Genomic DNA, 18,715 nt, shown 5'->3' on the forward strand with positions numbered 1-18,715 from the left:
GTCACTTGGAAATCGAGGCTCTACGTCAGATCAATGATTTGCGTGATCGGTGGGGCCGAAAAATGAACGTGCGCCACGTGCTCGAAGCGGCTCCGGCGTTGGTCGTGACATTTGCCCTCTCAATCATGGCGGTCTTTGCCGCGCCGCTCCCAGCCCGAGCCGACGCGCCGAAGCCCATCACCCTCGTTGCCTTCGGCGACAGCCTTACGGCAGGGTACGGTCTCAAGGCCAGCGAATCGTTTCCGGCGCAGCTTCAGATGGCGCTTCAGGCCAAGGGCTACAAGGTCATGATCGTCAACGCCGGCGTTTCGGGAGACACGACCGCCGACGGTCTCCGCCGTTTCGACTGGGCGATGCAGCCGAAACCCGATGGCGTCATCCTCGAACTCGGCGCCAACGACGCCTTGCGCGGGATCGATCCCAAAGAACCCAGCGCGAACCTCGACAAGATGCTGTCCGCACTCAAGTCAAAAGGTATCGATGTCCTTCTTACAGGCATGAAGGCGCCGAACAATTGGGGGGAAGACTACGCCAAAGCGTTCGACGCAATCTATACCGATCTTGCTGCGAAATATGGTGTTACGCTCTACCCGTTCTTCCTCGACGGTGTGGCGCTCGATCCCGCTTTCTCGCAACCCGATGGGCTGCATCCTACGGCTAGCGGCATTGCCGAGGTCGTCAAGCGGATCACGCCCGACGTTGAAGCGCTCATTCAACGCATCTCACAGCGGAAAACGGCGGCAAACTAGGATCGTCACCATCATTTCGCCATCGCTAGCTAAGGAGGTTCCCGATGCCTCGACTATTCACCGCCATCGAGATCCCCGACGACATTCGAGACGAGCTTCACCGTCTGCGCATGCCACTGCCGGGCGCCCGGTGGATCGCGCCTGAGAGCTATCACATCACGCTCAGATTCGCGGGCGATATCGATAACGCAAAAGCGCGCGAGTTTGCCGCCAATCTCGCCAACATAGAAACCGATGGCTTCGAGCTTCGCATTTCCGGGCTCGGTGCATTCGGCGGCGACGATCCGCACGCGATCTGGGCGGGTGTCGAGCCGGAGGCGAAACTCGAAGATCTCGCGCGCGCGCATGAAAAGGCTGCACGAAATGCCGGCCTAGCGCCCGAAACGCGTGCTTTCCGTCCGCATGTGACGCTGGCACGCCTGAAACATTCGAACGCCGAAGCCGTCGCGCGGTTTTTGACGCGTTACGGCGGGTATCGGTCTGAGTCCTTCTTCGTGGCGCGTACACTGTTGATGTCGTCGCGGCCGAGCGTCGGAGGCGGCCCCTATGGAATCGAAGATCGGTTTCCCGTGCGCGGCATGGAATTCCTCAGCGAGGACGGCGAAGCAAGCTGGTGATAGCTAGAATTCGCGAACGATTTGCCTATTCGATCGTCAACACGACCTTGCCGGTGGCTTCGCGGCGCTCCAGCACACCCAGGGCCTCGACGATACGCTCAAGCGGATAGGTCGCGTGGATACGGGGCGAAAGCCGCCCTGCCGCAACCCAGTCGAGAAGCTGAAGCATGTTGGCGCGATGCCGTGCCGGATCGCGGCGGACCGACTCGCCCCAGAACACGCCCGCCATTTCCGACCCGCGCAGTAGGAGGAGGTTGATCGGGATTTTTGGAATCTCGCCCGCTGCGAATCCGACGACGAGAAATCGCCCCTGCCAAGCCAAGGCTCGGATCAATGGCTCAGCAGCGTTTCCTCCAATACAATCGTAGATGACGTCGGCGCCGTCGCCACCGGTCAATGCACGGACCTCGGTTTTCAGATCGCTGCCGGGAAAGAGAATGGCTTTGTCGGCACCGGCTCGTATCGCGATTTCGCATTTTTCGGGAGATGATGCGACGGCGACGACGCGCGCGTTCATCAGCTTGGCGATTTCGACGGCGGCTTGCCCAGCGCCGCCGGCCGCACCCGTGACGACGACGGTCTCGCCTTCACACAATCGGCCGCGATCGCGCAGGCCATGCATCGCCGTGCCGTAGGTAACGGAAAGTCCGGCGGCCACTGCCATCGGTACATCGTCCGGGATCGGAATGAGCGCTTGCGCGTCGACCGCGATCCTTTCTGCAGCGCCGCCCCAGTTCACATAGGCCATGACACGTTGACCGGGTGAAATCGCCGAACTCGGGTCAGAGACATATTCGACGACGCCGGCGATCTCAGCGCCCGGCGAGAAGGGCAAATCGGGCTTGAACTGGTATTTGCCACGCGTGATCAGCGTATCGGCGAAGTTCAAGCCGATGGCTTTTACATTGACGATCGCCTGGCCGGGTTTGGGCACCGGCTCCGGCTGTCTCTCGACGATGAGGCTTTGTGGCCCATCAAGGCTCTTGCAAAGAGCTGCCTTCATATGTGACGTCCCCTGCCGTTAGACACTTCTCTGACACACATGAGCGCGAGGCAATGTCAAGAAAAGCAACGACTTGGCCACCGCATCCGAAGGGCTACTTCGCCATTGGAGCCGAACGCATGTCAAAGTCGCTCAATCTTGGCAACCTGATGCGATCGGCGCACGCGTTTGGGGCGAGCTTCACGTTTACCGTCGGCGCGACCTACAAGGCCGCCGAAGCGCACGCCGACACCTCCAAAAGCCAATTGCATCTGCCGCATTACAATTGGGCGACGCCTGACGACATGGCGCTGCCGGGCGGCTGCAAGCTCGTCGGAATCGAACTTCTGGATGACGCAATCGATCTTCCAAGCTTCCGGCATCCGCTGCGGGCAGCCTATGTCCTTGGCCCGGAGCTCGGATCACTATCGGAGCCGCTCGTCGAACGCTGCGATTATGTGATCAAAATCCCCACACGCTTTTGCATCAATGTTGCGATGGCCGGGGCGATCGTGATGTATGATCGCATTAAATCTCTGGCACGTTTCGCCGATCGGCCAATCGGCGAAGGGGGACCTTGATGCACGGACCGCGGCGCTTTCTCGCGGCTTTACCTTTTTTTGTAGTCGCCTCGGCGTCGCTCGGGGCGGAGACGATGACACGTGTCGACACGTACGGGGATTGGATGCTTCTCACCGACTCCGAGACGCCGCATCTCTTTTGCTTTGTCACCAGCCAACCGAAGTCGAGCACACCCAATAATGCACAGCGCGAGGCGCCGCGTGCCTATATCTCCGCATGGCCGAAGGACGGCATCCGGGGCGAGGTCAGTTTCCGCATGGGATTCAAAATCAAGAAAAGTGCGCAAGGAACGGCGTCCATCGGTGCCGGCGGGTTCAAGCTGTTCGGGTCCAACGACCGGGCTTTCGTCTCGGACTCGACGCAGGAACTGAAGCTGATCGAAGCCATGCGCAAGGGTAGCTCGATGACAGTCGCAATTGCGTCGGATCATGGGACCGTGACGGACACCTATTCGCTTGCCGGCGTCGGCGTTGCGCTCCAAAAGCTTCAGGAAACGTGTTTCTGACGCGTTTGCTCTAAGCCCGGTGCCGTGCACGCAGATGCACGTAAATTGCGCCTTCGCCGCCATGTCGAATGGCGGCCGTCGTATAGCTGACGACGATGCTGCGAACATCCGGCTCTTCCAGCCAGCGCGGAACGTTGCGTTTCAATACGCCACGTTCGTTTTCATAATTTTCGTAAGGGTTGTCCGACGCACTTCCTGATTTGCCTTTGCCGGTGATGACGAGCACGAAGCGCAGGCCGCGGCTCTGGCAGCGAAAAAGGAACGCGCGGAGGGCTGCGTGGGCTTCGCTTTGCCGTAGCCCGTGAAGGTCGACGCGCGCCTCGATTTCGATACGTCCACCGCGAATTTTGCGGACGCTGTTGCGGTCGAATTCAGAAAGATCGGGCGGAGCGCACCGCGAAGAAGCGGCAGGAGTTCGGTGGGCAGGCTTAGCCGCTTCGTGCTTGAAAGCCGCTGTTTTTTTTTCGCTTTCCTGCTTCGGCGGTGTCTTCGGTTTCGGAGCATCGGTCGTGACGCGATCGCTTAAATGCACGCGCGCCTTGGCTCGCTTCAGTGGCTCGATCGTAGCGGCAGCATATTTCCAGATGTCTTCGTCGTCGTTCGATGCGGGTTCCCTGCGCCCGCCTTTCCCGTGCGGCTTCTTCACGGCACGCCGCCTGCAACATGGTGTTCAAGCGGGAGCTCGACCGGCAGCAGCACGATGAAGTGCCCCGTCTGCTTGGTTATGCCCGCAAGACGTCCCGCCTCATCACCCGAGCCGAAATAAATATCGCCGCGCTCGGGGCCTTTGATCGCAGAGCCGACATCGTGCGCGATCATCAGCTGGCGAAACGTGCCGTTCTTTGTTGCGTGTGTGATCTCTGGGGCATCGACGAAAATCGGCGTCCCCAACGCATAGTACGAGGTATCGATCGCCAAGCTGCGCCGCGGCTGCAGCGGAATGCTATTCGCGCCGACAGGGCCGTTCGCGTCGCCGCCCGTCAGTTCGCGGAAGAAGATGTAAGATTTGTTCTTCCACATCACCGCCCTGGCGCGTTCGACGTTGGCGTGCAGCCATCGTTTCAGGGCTTTCAGCGACATGATCTCGGCGCTGATCTCGTGGGACGCGATCAGGGCGCGGCCGATCGATGTGTAGGGATATCCATTCTTACCGTCGTAGGCGACGCGCACTTTCTGCCCGTCCGGCAGCTCGACACGCCCAGACCCCTGAACCTGCATGAAGAAAACGTCCACCGGGTCCTTGAAATACATCAGCTCCAGGCCCTGGCCCGCGAGCCCGCCCTGCTCGATCTCAGCGCGAGTCAGAAAAGGTTCGAGCCCGCGGTCGGTCTTGCGCATATGCGTCGGAGAAGAGGATTTGGCTCCGCGCTCGCTCTCCGAAACGATGTTCACGAGGTCGGGCGGACGGCGATAGATCGGCACCGCAAATTCGGCCGTCCGGACGCGCGATCCCTCGATCAGCGGCTCGTAATATCCGGTCAATAAGCCCGCGCCTTTTGCCCCGGAAACGCGATGCGGGCGGAAATACGTTTCGAAAAAGTGGCGGGCATCTTTACGCGTCCGGACGCCGTTCGACTTAGCCTTGACGAGGGCAAGCGTGCAGACGCTCAGCAGATCCTGTTTGAAACGGGGTTCGTCAGGTTTCGGTTCGGAAGGAGCTGTCTTCAGAATCGGGCCGCACGAGGCGAGAAAGGCTTTCCAGGCGGCCAAATGATTATCTTCGGTCCAGCCCGCGATGTCGCTGAACGCTATGGGATCAAACGTCACCGCGCTCGGTTGCATTTTGGCTGGCGTTCCGGCGATCGACGGCTCGGCAATGAACTGAAGTGTGGCCGAGCCTATCAGGATGCTAGCGGCGAGCGGAAGTCCGGCGCCTTTCCACCCGGGTTCACACATTCCCATGGCCATGAGCGCCTCTTGGTGCCCAATCCGCTCTCGTCCACAGCAACAGGCGACGCTCCGCCCCGTGCCAACCGGGTTTCGATTCTGGACTAATTCGGAGCTTGTGTCGCGACCAATCGCCAGTTTGGATTACTGCGCGTTTTCGCCGACGAGACGTCCCGGCTGAAAATCCAGATGTCCGTTACGTCCTTGATCTTCTGGGCGTCGCCAGAGACGATTTCGCCGGCTTTGTCACGCGTTGCAGAGATCAATTCACTGATGAAACGCACGGTCAATGCAGCGACACCGTTCTTCACTTCCGCGTCGATGATTTCGGACTTCTTGATGCCGACGAACTGCTGATCCAGCGTCTCGCCGCGCGATTCACGGTCTGCTATCGCGGCGCTGAATCCGTCGTAGACGTCCTTGCTCAACAAATCTTTGAGCATCCGGCGATTGCCCTCGGCAAACGCGGAAACGATCATCTCGTAGGCGCGGCCGGCGCCAGTCAAGAATGTTTCCGGATCGAATGCGGTATCAAGCTTTGCAACTTCGAGAAGCCCGGTTGTGACTGCCGGATCGCTGACCGGATAGGCCTTGATACGTGTCTCGGCGCTTGGTCCCGGCGCTTCAGCGGGAGGGGAGGCCGGCGTCGCGTCGCGATCGCGACGCGGCAATGTGATGACATCGGCCGAGGTCGCATCGGCGCCCGCACGCTGGCTGGCTTCCCGTTCACGAGCTCGCAGGCGTTCAACGCGCTGCTCGTCCTCGTCCGTACGGTGGCCAAGCACGCTTCTAAGCTTGATAATCGCCGCAACCGCCACAATGAGCGCAATCAGCGTGATAAGATCAAATTGACCAGACATTCTTAAGGCTTGAGCCTCCGGTGGTAGCGGCGGGCTAAATTGTCGCGTCGAATTGCCCGTGTCGTCGCTTCGTATCTAAGGCCTCGCGGCCGACATTTGTAGGTTTGACTGTATACCAGTTGTCGAACGTGAAGTCTCGCGGACGGACTTTGGTAGGATGTTTACTGACTTGCAGCCTCTTATGGCGATTGTGGTGAATAGCGTTGAAAACGACCAGCAGGGCCCTAGGGCGGCCAGTGGCTCGTTTGGCCCATCCGCGCTAAGGTGCCGCAACGCATTGGCGAGAGCTTATGTCTCAACCCTTTAAAATTGCGACTATCCTGCTTTTTGCCGCCTTCCCTCTCGTGGAGATCGGCCTGCTCATTCATCTCGGCCACGTCATCGGCGTCGGCTGGCTCGTCGTCATCATTCTCGGAACGGCCTTTCTCGGAACGTATGTTATCCGCAGGGTAGGGCTCTCCGTCTTCGAGCGCGCCCTGTCGCGGCTCGGCTCCGAGCGCCAGAGTGTTTCTCCGCTGTTCGACGGATTCCTCCAGGTTCTGGCGGGATTGTTGCTGATCTTTCCCGGCGTGATCTCCGACGTGATCGGATTGGTCCTGCTGATCCCGCAGGTTCGGCGGTTTCTGATCCGCACCGGGTTGTTGAAGCTCGTCACGCTTTTTCACTACCAGGCCGAGGTCGATCGCGGATCTTTCCATGCTGCCGATACCGAGTCTCGGGAAGAACCGGCAGGAATCGTCATCGAGGGCGAATACGAACGTCTCAGCGAGAAGCCGTTGCGGCAGGGAAGAGCGGTACAGCAGCGACGCTATCGCTCCTGAGATCAGACTCGATGTTCGTTGACGCGACTGCAAAAGCGTGCGTTGCACGCCCCCGGCCGGCGTGCTAGCCAGCCGACTTCGACGGCTCGGAAGCTCAAGAGGATGAAATGGCTGAAAACGGTAGTTCAGGAAATGGCTCAACTCTCCCTGCCGACGATGCTGTCGTCTCGGAAGGCCAGCAACCGATTCAAGCCAAGATCGTCAGCCAGTATATCAAGGACCTTTCCTTCGAGAATCCGAATTTCCGCAAGCTCATCACGAGCCCGGGCGATCAGCCGAATCTCAAGGTCGAGGTGAACGTCGGTGCCCAGCGCATCGAAAACGATCTCTACGAATCCGCGATCGAGTTCAAGGCGACGGCGTCGAACAATCTCGGCACGATCTATGTTCTTGAGACGGTTTATGCGGGACTGTTGAAAATCGAGAGCATTCCGGAACAGGCTCTTGAGCCGTTCCTGTTGATCTCCGGTCCGACGATGATCTTTCCGTTCCTGCGCCGCCTCGTTGCCGACATTACGCGGGAAGGCGGTTTTCCGCCGCTGCTGCTCGATCCCATCGATTTCGGCGGGCTCTATGTGCGCCGCCAGCAACAGCGTGCCCAAACAGCCGGTAAAACGGTGGCTTAAATCCGAGTTCTCAGGACGAAACCGTTCCCCAGAAGCGATGCCAAATCGCTTTGACGCCCATCTTCCCGATGAAGGCGTGGTGCGCGGCGATGTCAGCTTCGGTCAGTCTTGACGGCAGCGGCTCCGGCCGCACCTTCGCTGTTGTTCGCTTGCCGTTGCGGCGTTCGCCGAGCGAAGCGCTGCTACCTACGGTCTGAAGCCCGAACGTCGCCTGACGCTCACCGAGCAATTCGACATAGACTTCAGCGAGAAGCAGACTATCGACGATAGCACCGTGCTTCGTGCGCTGGGAATTGTCGATCCCGTAGCGCTTGCAGAGCGCGTCGAGTGAATTCGGACCGGCCGGATGGCGGCGCCGCGCCAGAGCAAGCGTGTCGACGACGCGATCGAAGCTCAGCGGCTTTTCGCCGAGCAGACCCAACTCGTGGTTCAAGAAGTTTATGTCAAACTGCGCGTTGTGAATAACGAGCACGTCGTCGCCGATGAAGGCGAGAAAATCGCGGACAACGTCGCGGAAGAGCGGCTTGCCGATCAGAAATTCCGTCGAAATGCCGTGAACTTTCTGAGCCTCGAGCGGTACGTCCCGTTCGGGATTGATGAAGCGGTGAAATTCGATCCCCGTGGGAATGCGATTGATGATCTCGACACCGCCGATTTCGATCAGGCGGTCACCATTTTTCGTATCGAGACCCGTTGTTTCGGTATCGAGCACGATCTCGCGCATCGCAGCGTCAATCCCCGGAAATTTCAGTCGCGCCAATAGCGATCGTACGCTTCGCCGTTGCGACCCCTTAGCTTATCGATAATGGTATCGATTTGGCTGTGGCAGTTCTCAACCGTCCCGCCTGTTTCCACAACGAAATCGGCGCGGGCTTTCTTTTCCGCTTCGGAAAGCTGGCGACTGCGGATCGTTGCGAATTTCGTTTCCGACATTCCGGAGCGTGAGAGGACGCGCGCACGCTGGGTCTCGTCATCCGTGCTGACGACCACGATGACGTCCACTGCGCGATAGCCGCCAGCCTCAAACAGAAGAGGCACCTCGAGTACCGCGATCGGCGCGCCCTTGGCGTGCTCGGCCTGAATGAAGCGGCGTTCGCCTGCGCGGATCTTTGGATGCACGATCCGTTCGAGTTCTTTGAACTTTTCGGGTTTGCCGAGCAACAGCGCCGACAATTTTGCTCGGTCCACTTTGCCGTCTACGGTTGCGCCAGGAAACGCCCGCTCGATATCGGCTGCAATGGGTCCGGCATAGAGCCGGTGCGCTTCGGCATCGGCGTCGAAAACGGCGATACCGCGTTCGAGAAATCGAGCCGCGGCTGTTGATTTTCCCATGCCGATAGAGCCGGTCAGCCCGACGATCAGCATTTTGCACCGCCGATATCGCGGGCGACAATCTGATAAAGCTCGGACGTCACAACGGGGCGAACGCCGAACCATTTTTCGAAGCCCGGCACGGCCTGGTGCAGCAACATGCCAAGCCCATCGACGCCGATCAGTCCGTTCGCGCGCGCCATTTTCAGAAATTCCGTTTCGAGCGGCACGTAAACAAGGTCGGCCGCAACGGCTCCTGTTTGAGCGCGCGTGAAATCGATGCCGGTCGATCCGGTGTCGTTCATGCCGAGCGTCGTCGTGTTGACGATAACGGCCGCTTCGGAGACGTGCTCGTTCCGTGCGTCCCACGCCTGCGCCGTAACGCGCGCGCCGAAGTGGCGTGCAAGCTCATGCGCACGGTCCGGCGTTCGATTGAAAACTCGGATATCGCTCATACCAGCATCAAGAAACCCGTACACGACGGCGCGTGCCGAGCCGCCGGCGCCGAGGATCAGGATAGGGCCGGATCGTTTTCGCCAATCGGGTGCGGACGCATCGAGATTGGCCATGAAGCCGTAAGTATCGGTATTGGCGCAAGCAAGGCGGCCGTTATCGAGCCATAACGTGTTGGCCGCGCTGACGGCGACCGCCGACGGATCGCGAATAGCCGCAAGCATGAATGCTGCTTCCTTATGGGGAACGGTGGCGTTGCAGCCTTGAAGACCCCGCGCTTCGAGCGAGTGTAAAAATGCGTCCAGATCTTCCGGTTTGACGGGCTCTCTCGTGTAGGTGCCCTCGATACCGTACTGGCGTAGCCAATAGTTATGAATGAGCGGCGAGCGCGAATGAGAGATCGGCCAGCCGATGACACACGCGCGCATCATGCGGTGACCATGCCTTCATGACGAAGCTGCGCAAGAAGCTCAAGCAGCGGTATGCCTAGGATCGTGAAGTGGTCGCCCTCGATTTCTTCGAAGAGCTGCACTCCCGGTCCTTCGATCTCGTAGCAGCCGACGACCTGAAGCGCGCGCTCGCCCATTTTTTCGAGGTAACACCCAAGGAATTCATCCGAGAACGTGCGCATCGTCATCTCGGCCGTTGCGCTCGCCTGCCAATGGACCTCTCCATTGCGCGCCAATGCAACGGTGGAGACGAGCTCATGGGTTCTGCCGCGTAGCATCGACAGGATCTCGCGGGCTTCACCGAGATTTTCGGCTTTGGAGAAAAATCGGCCACCGAGCGTCAAGACCTGGTCGGCGCCAATGACGAGAGCGCCGGGGTGCTTCGCCGAGACGAGGCGGGCTTTTTCAGCCGCGAGAACGCTTGCGACATCGCTACCTTCGACACCGCTGGTCGAGTCAACAATCGCATCGCGAATCGCAGCTTCATCGATGTGTGCCGGGATGACATCGAAAATCAGCCCCGCCGCTTCAAGAAGCATGCGGCGTGCGGCACTCCCGGAAGCGAGAATCAAGCGGGTCGCATCAGGCACGGGAGGGCTCCGATTCGGATTTCAGCCCGGATTTACGATCCTGCAAAAGCTTCAGGATCATCGTTGCTGCTTCTTCGATCGAACGGCGGGTGACGTCGATAATCGGCCAGCCGTATTGCGCCGCGATTTTGCGCGTGTAGGCAATCTCCGCCGAGATCAAGTCCCGGTCGACATAGGATTCAAGGTCGCGATCCGCCATCAGCACGGCGCGATTGCGGCGCACATCGGCGATGCGGTCGACGTTGGCGATCAGGCACGCAACAAAAGCGGTGTGCGGTTCGAGAAGCTGTTCCGGCAAAGGTACCTGCGGCACCAACGGCAGATTCGTCGTCTTGTAGCCGCGCTGGGCGAGATAGAGACTCGTCGGTGTTTTCGACGTGCGTGAAATACCAAGCAACACGATATCGGCATCGCTAAGATTGTCCGGCAAGCGACCATCGTCGTGCGCCATCGTGAAATTCATCGCGTCGATGCGCCGGAAATAATCGGCATCGAGGACGTGCTGACCGGCAACGGTCGGCGTCTGGGGCGCACCGAGATAGCTCTCGAAAACCTGCATGATCGGCTGCAACACTGCGAGGCACGGAATCTTAAGCTGCTGGCAGTGCGTCTCAAGTTCGTCGGCCAGCGCCTTGTTGACGACAGTATAGAGAACGATCCCGGGCTCCTGCGCGATGTCGCTCAAAACGCGCTTCAGCTGGCGTTGCGTCCGTACGAGCGGATGCACGTGCTCGATGGCGCGGATGTTCTGATACTGAACCGTTGCCGCCTTCGCGATCGCAACCAACGTCTCTCCGGTCGCGTCCGAGACGAGGTGCATGTGGAACATGCTCGGCAATGCCATGGCGAGGCCTGTCTCTGTAAAATTCGAACCGGAGCCTGTTTAAAAGTTGGGCGTTATTCCCGCCCACGGCCGACAAGACGAAGGTTGAGAGAACAACCGCCGTTCCACCCACGGCGATACCCACATCTCACCGAAAACGAAAGACATTGTTCGACGGAGCGTCATCCCTATGGACAACTGATCTGTCTGACGGTCATACGCCAGTTGTCAACAAAGACCGCAATTCTGTTGCGTGTGCACGAGACCACCAAGCCATTGATTAATGTGAGGCTTATCTCTCTATTGCTTTGGAGAGCGAAAACGCTCTATCGGTCGTTGTAGGAATTGGGCGTGTTGGCAGCTTGTGGATCGACTGAGGATGAGAAACTGATCCCCGATTGCCCCACCGCTAAGAGTCTTAAAAATAACTTTCAAGAAATTCTGGATTTCTAAGTAAAGGGAAGTGACGTGGTGCGTGAGTTGGATAGCGACGTCTCGGAACGACGCTTTCTCGATCCGTTTGCGGGCAAGGCTGTCTCGCCGCCTCCCGTCTGGTTGATGCGTCAGGCCGGCCGCTATCTTCCCGAGTATCGGCAGGTGCGTGTCGAAGCTGGAAGCTTCCTCAAGCTCTGCTACACGCCCCGCCTCGCAGCGGAAGTGACGCTGCAGCCGATCCGGCGGTTCGGTTTCGATGCAGCGATTTTATTTTCCGATATTCTCGTCGTACCGGATGCGCTCGGACAAACCGTGCGGTTCGAAGAGGGCGAAGGTCCGCGTCTCGATCCTGTCCAGACGCTTGCTGACCTCGACCGACTCGCCCTATCGAAAACGGGATCGAAGTTTTCGCTTGTTTGCGAAACGGTCGAGCGATTGCGGCGTGACCTGCCGCAAGAAACGGCTTTGATTGGATTTTGCGGGGCTCCGTGGACGGTTGCGACTTACGTGGTGGAAGGCCGAGGCTCGGCAGATCAGAGCGCGGCGCGGCATTGGGCGTATCGCGATCCCGACGGATTTCAGCGGCTGATCGCGCTCCTGACCGATGCGTCGATTGAATATTTGTCAGGTCAAGTTCGCGCGGGTGCCGATGCGCTGCAGATTTTCGATAGCTGGGCCGGAAGTCTTGCGGACGATCAATTCGAGCGTTGGGTGATCGGTCCGACGGCGAAGATTGTCCGCGAGGTGCGCGCGCGTCATCCGGGTGTGCCGATCATCGGATTTCCGCGTGGCGCGGCAGCCTTGCTTGAGGGCTACATCGAGGGAACGAGCGTCGATGGCGTCAGTTGCGATACGGCGTGCCCGCTGGGGCTGATGCAGCAGACGGCCCGAAATGGGCAGGTCGTGCAGGGAAATCTTGATCCGTTGCTGTTGGTGTCGGGAGGTGACGCGCTCGATCGGCGCGTCGATGAGATTCGGGCGGCGATGAAAGGTCTTCCGTTCATTTTCAACCTCGGGCACGGAATCGTTCCCGATACACCGCCTGACAATGTTGCGCGTCTTGTTAAGCGGTTACGCAGCACGAACTAAGGACGGAAGGCGATGAATTCACCCCCGGTTCGAGCGGTGCTTTCCGTTGCCGTGACGGGAGCCGCAGCGGCTGTGCTGATCTTCGCCGTCGGGGGCGACGTTTATCTTTGGGTCAAAGCCTTTCACGTTATTGCCGTGATTGCGTGGCTGGCGGGGATGCTCTACCTGCCGCGACTTTTTGTCTATCATGCCGATATTCCGGTCGGTTCGCCTCAGTCCGAGACTTTCAAGGTCATGGAGGGACGACTTCTCAATGTCATCACATCGCCGGCGATGGTCGTTGCCTGGGTACTCGGCATCTGGCTCGCCTGGCAGAGCGGCTATTGGGCCGCCCCGTGGTTTCACGCGAAACTGACCTGCGTGCTGATACTCTCGGGGGTCCATGGGTATTTGTCGGCTGCGACACGCGCATTTCGGGAGGACCGCAATACCAAGTCGGCGCGGCACTGGCGGATCATCAACGAGATTCCGACGGTGCTGATGATCGCGATCGTCATACTGGTGATTGTAAAGCCGTTTGGTAGTGGGTCATTTTGAAATTTTGTGACCCTTGACACGCCTTGCGCCGGTGTGTGGCTGGCCCCATAGTCCATGCATGACCGGAAAAGCACCAAAACGCCCGAAGGATGTGAACCAGCTCGCGAAGAGCATCGTGGATATGGCAACTGGTTGTGCTGAAAATGTAGACAATCCTCCCCTAGCTCGCGATAAAGACCCCGCTGCCGTTTCGTTGGGTAGGCGCGGCGGCCTTAAAGGCGGGAAATCGAGGGCGCTTAAGCTCGATCCGGACGCAAGATCCGCGATCGCGAAAAAGGCGGCTTCGGTGCGGTGGGGGAAGAAAAATGAAGACACCGAAGGCGAATGACTACGTTGAGGTTGTCTTAAAGAACAACAACAAGGCTCTGTCGACGCATTTCAAAGCCCACGTAATGGCCATTAAGGCTCCAATTCAGCTAGGGCTGGACGGCGAAATTCGCAACGTTATCGAAGACATTTGTAACGGCGCATCCACAGTTAAGAGCGATCATCTTGTCGTATTTATTGTGACGACCGGCGGTTATATCGAGGTTGTCGAACGTATTTATGGAGTATTTCGGAAGCATTTTAAGAAAGTAAGCTTCGTTGTCCCTGACTATGCTTATTCTGCTGGGACGGTTTTAGTTCTGTCCGGTGATGAAATCTACATGGACTACTACTCAGTTCTGGGGCCGATCGATCCGCAAATCGAAAACACGGACGGCAAGAGTGTTCCCGGCTTGGGTTACTTGGCGAAGTTCGATGAGCTCGCGAAGAGGATAAATTCGGACAAGGCTGGTGATGCGACCCGTGCCGAGCTTGCATATCTAGTGAAAAAATTTGACCCAGCGACGTTGTTTCTGCTGGAACAGGCGAAAAATCATTCTAGTTCTTTGCTTGTGGAGTGGCTATCCAAGCATAAATTTAAAGATTGGACGAAAACGGAAGGCACCGGTAAGAAGGTCACCGACCAGATGCGCAAGGACCGGGCGAAGCAGGTGGCGAGCATTCTCGGAAATGCCGAACGGTGGCATTCCCACGGCCGCGGGATCGGCCTTAAGGAACTCACGAGCGACGAGATCAAGCTCAAGATCGTCGACTTCGGCGGTGATCCCGATTTGAACAAAAAAATCAGGAACTACTATGACCTCTTCATAGATTTCAGCCATAAGTCTGGCGCAAGGAGTGCAATTCATACAGAGTTGGGCTTTAGGAGACTACAATGAGCAACAGAGAGCAAATTTGGCGGTCCTTTGTGGAGCGTTCCGAGGGTAATGCTTCTGTTCGTAAGGCATTGGAAGAAATAGAAAAATTAGAAGAGGTTGGCGATAAGCACGAGTTTGATGCGGCCAATCTCAAGCTGCCTTATGCCTCGTCAGAGGAAGGAACTGGCGCAGTTTGGAAGTGACCTTTTATGCTTGACCGGTCAAGCATAGCGTAATATAACTGGGGTCATGAACAAGCTGACCCCAGAGAAGCGCGCTCAAATCCTCCACCTTCTATGTGAAGGTATGAGCATCCGGGCGATCACCCGCGTTACCGGGGCCAGCAAGAACACCGTCGCAAAACTTCTGTCGGATGTTGGCGCTGCTTGTGCCGACTATCAGGACCGCGGTCTTCGCAATCTGAAATGCAAACGGGTTCAGGTCGATGAAATCTGGTCGTTCACCTACGCCAAACAGAAGAACGTAGCTCATTGCAAGGCTCCCCCGGAAGGCGCTGGCGAAACGTGGACTTGGACGGCCATTGATGCCGACAGCAAGCTCGTTCTGTCGTGGCTGGTGGGCGGTCGCGACGCCGACACGGCTAATGCCTTCATGCAAGACGTGGCAGACCGGGTTTCAAATCGCATTCAGCTTAGCAGTGATGGGCATCGAGCCTACCTAGAGGCCGTTTACACGGCATTCGATACGGCTGTTGATTATGCGCAGCTTGTGAAAATCTATGGCGGCGGCCGTCCGGAAGGATACGAAGGGCGCTACAGTCCAGCCGAATGCACTGGCATTCGGAAAACTCGGCTGTTTGGCAACCCGGATGAGAAGCACGTATCGACGTCATACGTTGAACGCCAAAACTTGACCATGCGGATGCATATGCGCCGCTTCACACGACTCACGAATGGATTTTCAAAGAAGGTCGAAAATCACGCGCACGCCGTCTCGTTGCACTTCATGTTCTATAACTTCTGCCGCATCCATCAGACGTTGCGTGTAACGCCAGCGATGGCGGCGGGAGTTACGGACCGCCTTTGGGAAATCTCGGATATTGCGGCGATGCTCGATGCTCGCGATCTGGCAATTGCGACCCAAAAGCGTGGGTCCTATAAAAAACGCTTGGCTGCGGCGTAATTTTCCGGCGCTTGCCATAGGCAAGAAAAGCGAATCAACTAGTGTAATCGCATAAAAAATGGCCCCGCTAGCAGGGCCAAAGTTGCTTAGGAACACGTATCTAGTGAATCGTATGACTCAATGGCGGCGCTCGAAAGTGGGACCGCACGGTTTCTACCTTGCCGTTCCTGCGGCGTTGGTAGGTTCGCACGTACACTGATTTGATTACTACCGATCTACACGACACGAGGGCGAGAGATTTCGCCATAGGATGTACTCCTAGCGGGGAGGAGGGTCCCCGCGGCCCCGGTCGTCCAATGACGCCGGGTCGCTTCAGCGATTGAACGCTGGGCCTTGGAGTTACAAACCGTCGTGCCGACTCGACTCATAGCAAATTCTGGCCACTGACGCGACATTGGGGCGTGGGTGCATCCATGTGCTGTGATGCTGTCGGCGGGGCTAGGATTTCAAAGTGACCCACTACCAGCCGTTTTGACACTCTAGGCACGGTCGCGGCGATCTGCTATAAGCGTGCGTCCTCATAAGGATTTTGGCAGACGGCACGTTCTGACGTGGTGATGAAACCCGTGGACGTCCGCAGCATTATGACAGGGCGCCCGCTCTGTCGCCGTCGGGCCATCTCATTCATCTCACCATACCACCCGATGCCACGGTCCATGTGGCGCTCCCGCGGAGTTCTTTTTCAATGAAACAAATGAAGCTCGAGGATCTGAAGCGGAAATCTCCCGCCGAGCTTGTGACCTTTGCCGAAGAGACCGGGGTCGAGAATGCCTCGACCTTGCGTAAGCAGGAATTAATGTTCGCGACGCTGAAGCAGCTCGCGACGCAGGAAACCGAAATCACCGCGACCGGCGTCGTCGAGGTTCTGCAGGATGGTTTCGGCTTTTTGAGATCGCCGGAAGCCAACTATCTCCCTGGTCCCGACGATATCTATGTGTCGCCCTCGCAGATCCGCCGCTTTGCGCTCAGGACGGGCGATACGGTCGAAGGCCAGATCCGCTCGCCGAAAGACGGCGAGCGCTATTTCGCCCTTCTCAAGGTTTCGAACATCAATTTCGAAGATCCCGAAAAAGCCAAGCATAAGAGCCACTTCGACAACCTGACACCGCTCTATCCGACGAAGTGGCTGAAGCTCGAAATCGAAGATCCGACAATCAAGGACCTGTCTTCCCGCGTTATCGACATCGTCTCGCCGCTCGGCAAAGGCCAGCGCGCCCTGATCGTTGCGCCGCCGCGTACCGGCAAGACTGTGCTGCTGCAGAATATCGCGCACTCGATCACGGCGAACCATCCGGAATGCTATCTGATCGTTCTGCTGATCGACGAACGTCCGGAAGAAGTCACCGACATGCAGCGCTCGGTCAAAGGTGAGGTGATCTCCTCGACCTTCGACGAGCCGCCGTCACGGCACGTGCAAGTGTCGGAGATGGTGATCGAGAAGGCTAAGCGTCTCGTTGAGCATAAGAGGGATGTTGTTATTCTCCTCGACTCGATCACGCGCCTCGGTCGTGCCTATAACACGGTTGTGCCGTCATCGGGCAAGGTTCTGACCGGCGGTGTCGACTCGAATGCGTTGCAGCGGCCGAAACGGTTCTTCGGTGCGGCCCGCAACATCGAGGAAGGCGGCTCGCTGACCATCATCGCGACGGCGCTGATCGACACCGGCTCGCGCATGGACGAAGTCATCTTCGAAGAGTTCAAGGGTACAGGCAACTCGGAAATCATCCTGGACCGCAAGGTCTCCGACAAGCGTGTGTTCCCGGCGATCGATGTGGCGCGCTCCGGTACGCGCAAAGAGGATCTGCTGGTGCCGCGCGATCAGCTCAAGAAGGTTTATGTCCTGCGCCGCATCCTCAACCCGATGGGCACGATGGATGCGATCGAGTTCCTGATCGACAAGCTTCGCTCGACGAAGACGAACGGCGAGTTCTTCCAGTCGATGAACACGTAAGACTATTTCACACGAAACACGAAGGCCGCCCCTCTGGAGCGGCCTTTTTTATTGCATCGGTTGTCTCTGGATAGCGTCGATCCGGGTTGTAGAGCGAATCTTATTCCGCAGCATTGAGCATCCGGCGCGCTTCTTGGGCCGGCGTTTCGGTCTTCGGCTTATAGCGCTCGGGCTCGCCCTTTCCCGGCTCGTAGACGAACGGCAGCACCATTTGATCGATGAAGCCCTTCGGGAAGTGCGGCAGTTCGTCGACGCCCATGTCTACCGCCGTAATGGGACGGGGCGGTGTCTCGTGGAAGGTGCCGAGCATCTTGTCCCAGATCGTCAGCAGCAGGCCGAAGTTGCAGTCGCCCTCGGTGCCCCAGTTGACGTGATGCAGATGGTGGATACGGCCGATCGACAGATGCGGCGCCAGCGGTCCAAGACGGGCATCGACGTTCGAGTGCTGGACGATCAGCGTTACCGAGATCAGGAAGCCAAGCACGACCGCCACGGGAGCCGGCATGCCGATGATGACGAGCGGCATGTTACCGACCACCATATCGATCACCTGATGTAGCGGATGACGGATGACTCCGTTCAAACCGTAGAGTCGGCCGACGCCGTGATGCACGGAATGCAAGCGCCAGAGCATGGGATAGCGGTGGCTCAGGTAGTGCATCGTCATGAAGGCGAAATCGGCGATCAGGAACGCCATCAGCACCTGGCCCCACATTGGCCATTGCGTCGGCCAGAGGCCCTGGAACGGAAAGAGCCAGCAGATTACCGGGATCAGCAGCACGCCGTTTATCGTCGAGGTTTCGTAGGCGATGATGTGAAGAATATTTGTCTGCGTGTCGCCGTGTGCGGCGTGGTCATTCCACTCATCGAAGAACGGTGCGATGCGTTCGGCTGCGAAGGCGGTGAGATAGGCAATGCCAAGCAGCGGAGCGATCAACAGGTAAGCCCAGGTGTGCCCGCGAGCGACGACGAGGTCGGACACAACCCAATAAGCTGCGCCCGTCAACCCGAACATCATGAAGGGCGCGTAGCCGTATCGAACGATCTCACGCAGAGTTTTCATAGGGCTTGTATAGTCCTCGGCATTGGTACCCGCCAAGTAATTGATCTCCGAGACCTTT

The 18,715-nt window shown here is 58.2% G+C and carries 23 protein-coding genes; 13 read left to right on the forward strand and 10 right to left on the reverse strand.

The features are described from left to right. Positions 1-62: 62 nt before the first annotated feature. Complete coding sequence (locus tag HYPDE_RS16205; protein ID WP_041321443.1) at positions 63-749, forward strand: arylesterase; 687 nt, start codon at positions 63-65, stop codon at positions 747-749. 44 nt (positions 750-793) lie between these two features. Further along, positions 794-1,366 carry an RNA 2',3'-cyclic phosphodiesterase gene (gene thpR / locus HYPDE_RS16210; protein WP_015599612.1) on the forward strand — a complete coding sequence of 191 codons (573 nt, stop codon included), beginning with the start codon at positions 794-796 and terminating at the stop codon, positions 1,364-1,366. Positions 1,367-1,391: 25 nt separating this feature from the next. On the opposite strand, the gene HYPDE_RS16215 is transcribed toward thpR, so the two are convergent. Further along, positions 1,392-2,369: an NADPH:quinone oxidoreductase family protein gene (locus HYPDE_RS16215; protein ID WP_015599613.1), complete on the reverse strand. Its 978-nt coding sequence runs from the start codon at positions 2,367-2,369 to the stop codon at positions 1,392-1,394. A 53-nt stretch (positions 2,370-2,422) separates the two neighbouring features. Here HYPDE_RS16215 and HYPDE_RS16220 point away from each other — a divergent pair, with 53 nt between their 5' ends. Together HYPDE_RS16220 and HYPDE_RS16225 are read left to right on the forward strand one after the other, a co-directional pair. After that, on the forward strand, positions 2,423-2,929 hold the full coding sequence (locus tag HYPDE_RS16220) for an RNA methyltransferase (RefSeq protein ID WP_015599614.1): 507 nt from the start codon (positions 2,423-2,425) through the stop codon (positions 2,927-2,929). Next, on the forward strand, positions 2,929-3,435 hold the full coding sequence (locus tag HYPDE_RS16225) for a hypothetical protein (RefSeq protein ID WP_015599615.1): 507 nt from the start codon (positions 2,929-2,931) through the stop codon (positions 3,433-3,435). The genes HYPDE_RS16220 and HYPDE_RS16225 overlap by 1 nt, the downstream gene beginning before the upstream one ends. Before the next feature lie 10 nt (positions 3,436-3,445). Here HYPDE_RS16225 and HYPDE_RS16230 read toward each other — a convergent pair whose 3' ends face one another. The 3 genes from HYPDE_RS16230 to HYPDE_RS16240 form a co-directional block, all read right to left on the reverse strand. Continuing rightward, on the reverse strand, positions 3,446-4,081 hold the full coding sequence (locus HYPDE_RS16230) for a Smr/MutS family protein (protein WP_015599616.1): 636 nt from the start codon (positions 4,079-4,081) through the stop codon (positions 3,446-3,448). Continuing rightward, entirely contained in the window at positions 4,078-5,343 is a 1,266-nt protein-coding gene (gene mltA / locus HYPDE_RS16235) for a murein transglycosylase A (RefSeq protein WP_015599617.1), read from the reverse strand. Before mltA ends, HYPDE_RS16230 begins: the two co-directional genes overlap by 4 nt. A gap of 83 nt (positions 5,344-5,426) precedes the next feature. Beyond that, a complete protein-coding gene (locus tag HYPDE_RS16240; RefSeq protein ID WP_015599618.1) occupies positions 5,427-6,182 on the reverse strand; it encodes a Tim44/TimA family putative adaptor protein in 756 nt (251 codons plus the stop codon). 290 nt (positions 6,183-6,472) lie between these two features. Here HYPDE_RS16240 and HYPDE_RS16245 point away from each other — a divergent pair, with 290 nt between their 5' ends. Both HYPDE_RS16245 and secB read left to right on the forward strand, forming a co-directional pair. Further along, positions 6,473-7,003, forward strand: a complete 531-nt coding sequence (locus HYPDE_RS16245; RefSeq protein ID WP_015599619.1) for an FxsA family protein — start codon at positions 6,473-6,475, stop codon at positions 7,001-7,003. Positions 7,004-7,110: 107 nt separating this feature from the next. Further along, entirely contained in the window at positions 7,111-7,629 is a 519-nt protein-coding gene (gene secB / locus HYPDE_RS16250; RefSeq protein ID WP_015599620.1) for a protein-export chaperone SecB, read from the forward strand. Positions 7,630-7,639: 10 nt separating this feature from the next. On the opposite strand, the gene dnaQ is transcribed toward secB, so the two are convergent. The 5 genes from dnaQ to HYPDE_RS16275 are packed head-to-tail and all read right to left on the reverse strand — an operon-like array spanning position 7,640 to position 11,276. Beyond that, complete coding sequence (gene dnaQ / locus HYPDE_RS16255) at positions 7,640-8,353, reverse strand: DNA polymerase III subunit epsilon (protein ID WP_041321445.1); 714 nt, start codon at positions 8,351-8,353, stop codon at positions 7,640-7,642. 23 nt (positions 8,354-8,376) lie between these two features. Continuing rightward, a complete protein-coding gene (gene coaE / locus HYPDE_RS16260) occupies positions 8,377-8,994 on the reverse strand; it encodes a dephospho-CoA kinase (protein WP_015599622.1) in 618 nt (205 codons plus the stop codon). Further along, positions 8,988-9,824 carry a shikimate dehydrogenase gene (locus tag HYPDE_RS16265; RefSeq protein WP_015599623.1) on the reverse strand — a complete coding sequence of 279 codons (837 nt, stop codon included), beginning with the start codon at positions 9,822-9,824 and terminating at the stop codon, positions 8,988-8,990. Before HYPDE_RS16265 ends, coaE begins: the two co-directional genes overlap by 7 nt. Continuing rightward, positions 9,821-10,432, reverse strand: coding sequence for a Maf family protein (locus HYPDE_RS16270; protein ID WP_015599624.1), 612 nt, complete (start codon positions 10,430-10,432; stop codon positions 9,821-9,823). The genes HYPDE_RS16265 and HYPDE_RS16270 overlap by 4 nt, the downstream gene beginning before the upstream one ends. Continuing rightward, a complete protein-coding gene (locus HYPDE_RS16275) occupies positions 10,425-11,276 on the reverse strand; it encodes a pyruvate, water dikinase regulatory protein (protein ID WP_015599625.1) in 852 nt (283 codons plus the stop codon). Before HYPDE_RS16275 ends, HYPDE_RS16270 begins: the two co-directional genes overlap by 8 nt. 459 nt (positions 11,277-11,735) lie before the next feature. Here HYPDE_RS16275 and hemE point away from each other — a divergent pair, with 459 nt between their 5' ends. The 7 genes from hemE (at position 11,736) to rho (ending at position 17,594) form a co-directional block, all read left to right on the forward strand. Continuing rightward, entirely contained in the window at positions 11,736-12,779 is a 1,044-nt protein-coding gene (gene hemE, locus HYPDE_RS16280) for a uroporphyrinogen decarboxylase (RefSeq protein WP_015599626.1), read from the forward strand. A 12-nt stretch (positions 12,780-12,791) separates the two neighbouring features. After that, positions 12,792-13,316 (forward strand): protoporphyrinogen oxidase HemJ, encoded by a 525-nt coding sequence (hemJ, locus tag HYPDE_RS16285; RefSeq protein WP_015599627.1) that lies wholly within the window; start codon positions 12,792-12,794, stop codon positions 13,314-13,316. 58 nt (positions 13,317-13,374) lie between these two features. Next, positions 13,375-13,644, forward strand: a complete 270-nt coding sequence (locus tag HYPDE_RS16290; RefSeq protein ID WP_015599628.1) for a hypothetical protein — start codon at positions 13,375-13,377, stop codon at positions 13,642-13,644. Beyond that, complete coding sequence (locus HYPDE_RS16295) at positions 13,622-14,521, forward strand: SDH family Clp fold serine proteinase (RefSeq protein ID WP_015599629.1); 900 nt, start codon at positions 13,622-13,624, stop codon at positions 14,519-14,521. The genes HYPDE_RS16290 and HYPDE_RS16295 overlap by 23 nt, the downstream gene beginning before the upstream one ends. Then, entirely contained in the window at positions 14,518-14,703 is a 186-nt protein-coding gene (locus HYPDE_RS16300; protein ID WP_015599630.1) for a hypothetical protein, read from the forward strand. The genes HYPDE_RS16295 and HYPDE_RS16300 overlap by 4 nt, the downstream gene beginning before the upstream one ends. Before the next feature lie 46 nt (positions 14,704-14,749). Then, a complete protein-coding gene (locus HYPDE_RS16305) occupies positions 14,750-15,643 on the forward strand; it encodes a helix-turn-helix domain-containing protein (RefSeq protein ID WP_041320588.1) in 894 nt (297 codons plus the stop codon). Positions 15,644-16,328: 685 nt separating this feature from the next. Next, positions 16,329-17,594 (forward strand): transcription termination factor Rho, encoded by a 1,266-nt coding sequence (gene rho / locus HYPDE_RS16310; protein ID WP_041320589.1) that lies wholly within the window; start codon positions 16,329-16,331, stop codon positions 17,592-17,594. 100 nt (positions 17,595-17,694) lie between these two features. On the opposite strand, the gene HYPDE_RS16315 is transcribed toward rho, so the two are convergent. After that, a complete protein-coding gene (locus HYPDE_RS16315; RefSeq protein WP_015599633.1) occupies positions 17,695-18,693 on the reverse strand; it encodes a sterol desaturase family protein in 999 nt (332 codons plus the stop codon). Positions 18,694-18,715 lie beyond the last annotated feature (22 nt).

Origin of the sequence: Hyphomicrobium denitrificans 1NES1, assembly GCF_000230975.2 — a bacterium.
Taxonomy (GTDB): domain Bacteria; phylum Pseudomonadota; class Alphaproteobacteria; order Rhizobiales; family Hyphomicrobiaceae; genus Hyphomicrobium_B; species Hyphomicrobium_B denitrificans_A.

What these genes read in the sequence shown, in the direction of transcription:
- HYPDE_RS16205 (WP_041321443.1), top strand. Translation starts at nt 63, where the DNA reads ATGAACGTGCGCCACGTGCTCGAAGCGGCTCCGGCGTTGGTCGTGACA.
- thpR (WP_015599612.1), top strand. Translation starts at nt 794, where the DNA reads ATGCCTCGACTATTCACCGCCATCGAGATCCCCGACGACATTCGAGAC.
- HYPDE_RS16215 (WP_015599613.1), bottom strand. Translation starts at nt 2,369, where the DNA reads ATGAAGGCAGCTCTTTGCAAGAGCCTTGATGGGCCACAAAGCCTCATC.
- HYPDE_RS16220 (WP_015599614.1), top strand. Translation starts at nt 2,423, where the DNA reads ATGTCAAGAAAAGCAACGACTTGGCCACCGCATCCGAAGGGCTACTTC.
- HYPDE_RS16225 (WP_015599615.1), top strand. Translation starts at nt 2,929, where the DNA reads ATGCACGGACCGCGGCGCTTTCTCGCGGCTTTACCTTTTTTTGTAGTC.
- mltA (WP_015599617.1), bottom strand. Translation starts at nt 5,343, where the DNA reads ATGGCCATGGGAATGTGTGAACCCGGGTGGAAAGGCGCCGGACTTCCG.
- HYPDE_RS16240 (WP_015599618.1), bottom strand. Translation starts at nt 6,182, where the DNA reads ATGTCTGGTCAATTTGATCTTATCACGCTGATTGCGCTCATTGTGGCG.
- HYPDE_RS16245 (WP_015599619.1), top strand. Translation starts at nt 6,473, where the DNA reads ATGTCTCAACCCTTTAAAATTGCGACTATCCTGCTTTTTGCCGCCTTC.
- secB (WP_015599620.1), top strand. Translation starts at nt 7,111, where the DNA reads ATGGCTGAAAACGGTAGTTCAGGAAATGGCTCAACTCTCCCTGCCGAC.
- dnaQ (WP_041321445.1), bottom strand. Translation starts at nt 8,353, where the DNA reads ATGCGCGAGATCGTGCTCGATACCGAAACAACGGGTCTCGATACGAAA.
- coaE (WP_015599622.1), bottom strand. Translation starts at nt 8,994, where the DNA reads ATGCTGATCGTCGGGCTGACCGGCTCTATCGGCATGGGAAAATCAACA.
- HYPDE_RS16265 (WP_015599623.1), bottom strand. Translation starts at nt 9,824, where the DNA reads ATGATGCGCGCGTGTGTCATCGGCTGGCCGATCTCTCATTCGCGCTCG.
- HYPDE_RS16275 (WP_015599625.1), bottom strand. Translation starts at nt 11,276, where the DNA reads ATGGCATTGCCGAGCATGTTCCACATGCACCTCGTCTCGGACGCGACC.
- hemJ (WP_015599627.1), top strand. Translation starts at nt 12,792, where the DNA reads ATGAATTCACCCCCGGTTCGAGCGGTGCTTTCCGTTGCCGTGACGGGA.
- HYPDE_RS16290 (WP_015599628.1), top strand. Translation starts at nt 13,375, where the DNA reads ATGACCGGAAAAGCACCAAAACGCCCGAAGGATGTGAACCAGCTCGCG.
- HYPDE_RS16295 (WP_015599629.1), top strand. Translation starts at nt 13,622, where the DNA reads ATGAAGACACCGAAGGCGAATGACTACGTTGAGGTTGTCTTAAAGAAC.
- HYPDE_RS16300 (WP_015599630.1), top strand. Translation starts at nt 14,518, where the DNA reads ATGAGCAACAGAGAGCAAATTTGGCGGTCCTTTGTGGAGCGTTCCGAG.
- HYPDE_RS16305 (WP_041320588.1), top strand. Translation starts at nt 14,750, where the DNA reads ATGAACAAGCTGACCCCAGAGAAGCGCGCTCAAATCCTCCACCTTCTA.
- rho (WP_041320589.1), top strand. Translation starts at nt 16,329, where the DNA reads ATGAAACAAATGAAGCTCGAGGATCTGAAGCGGAAATCTCCCGCCGAG.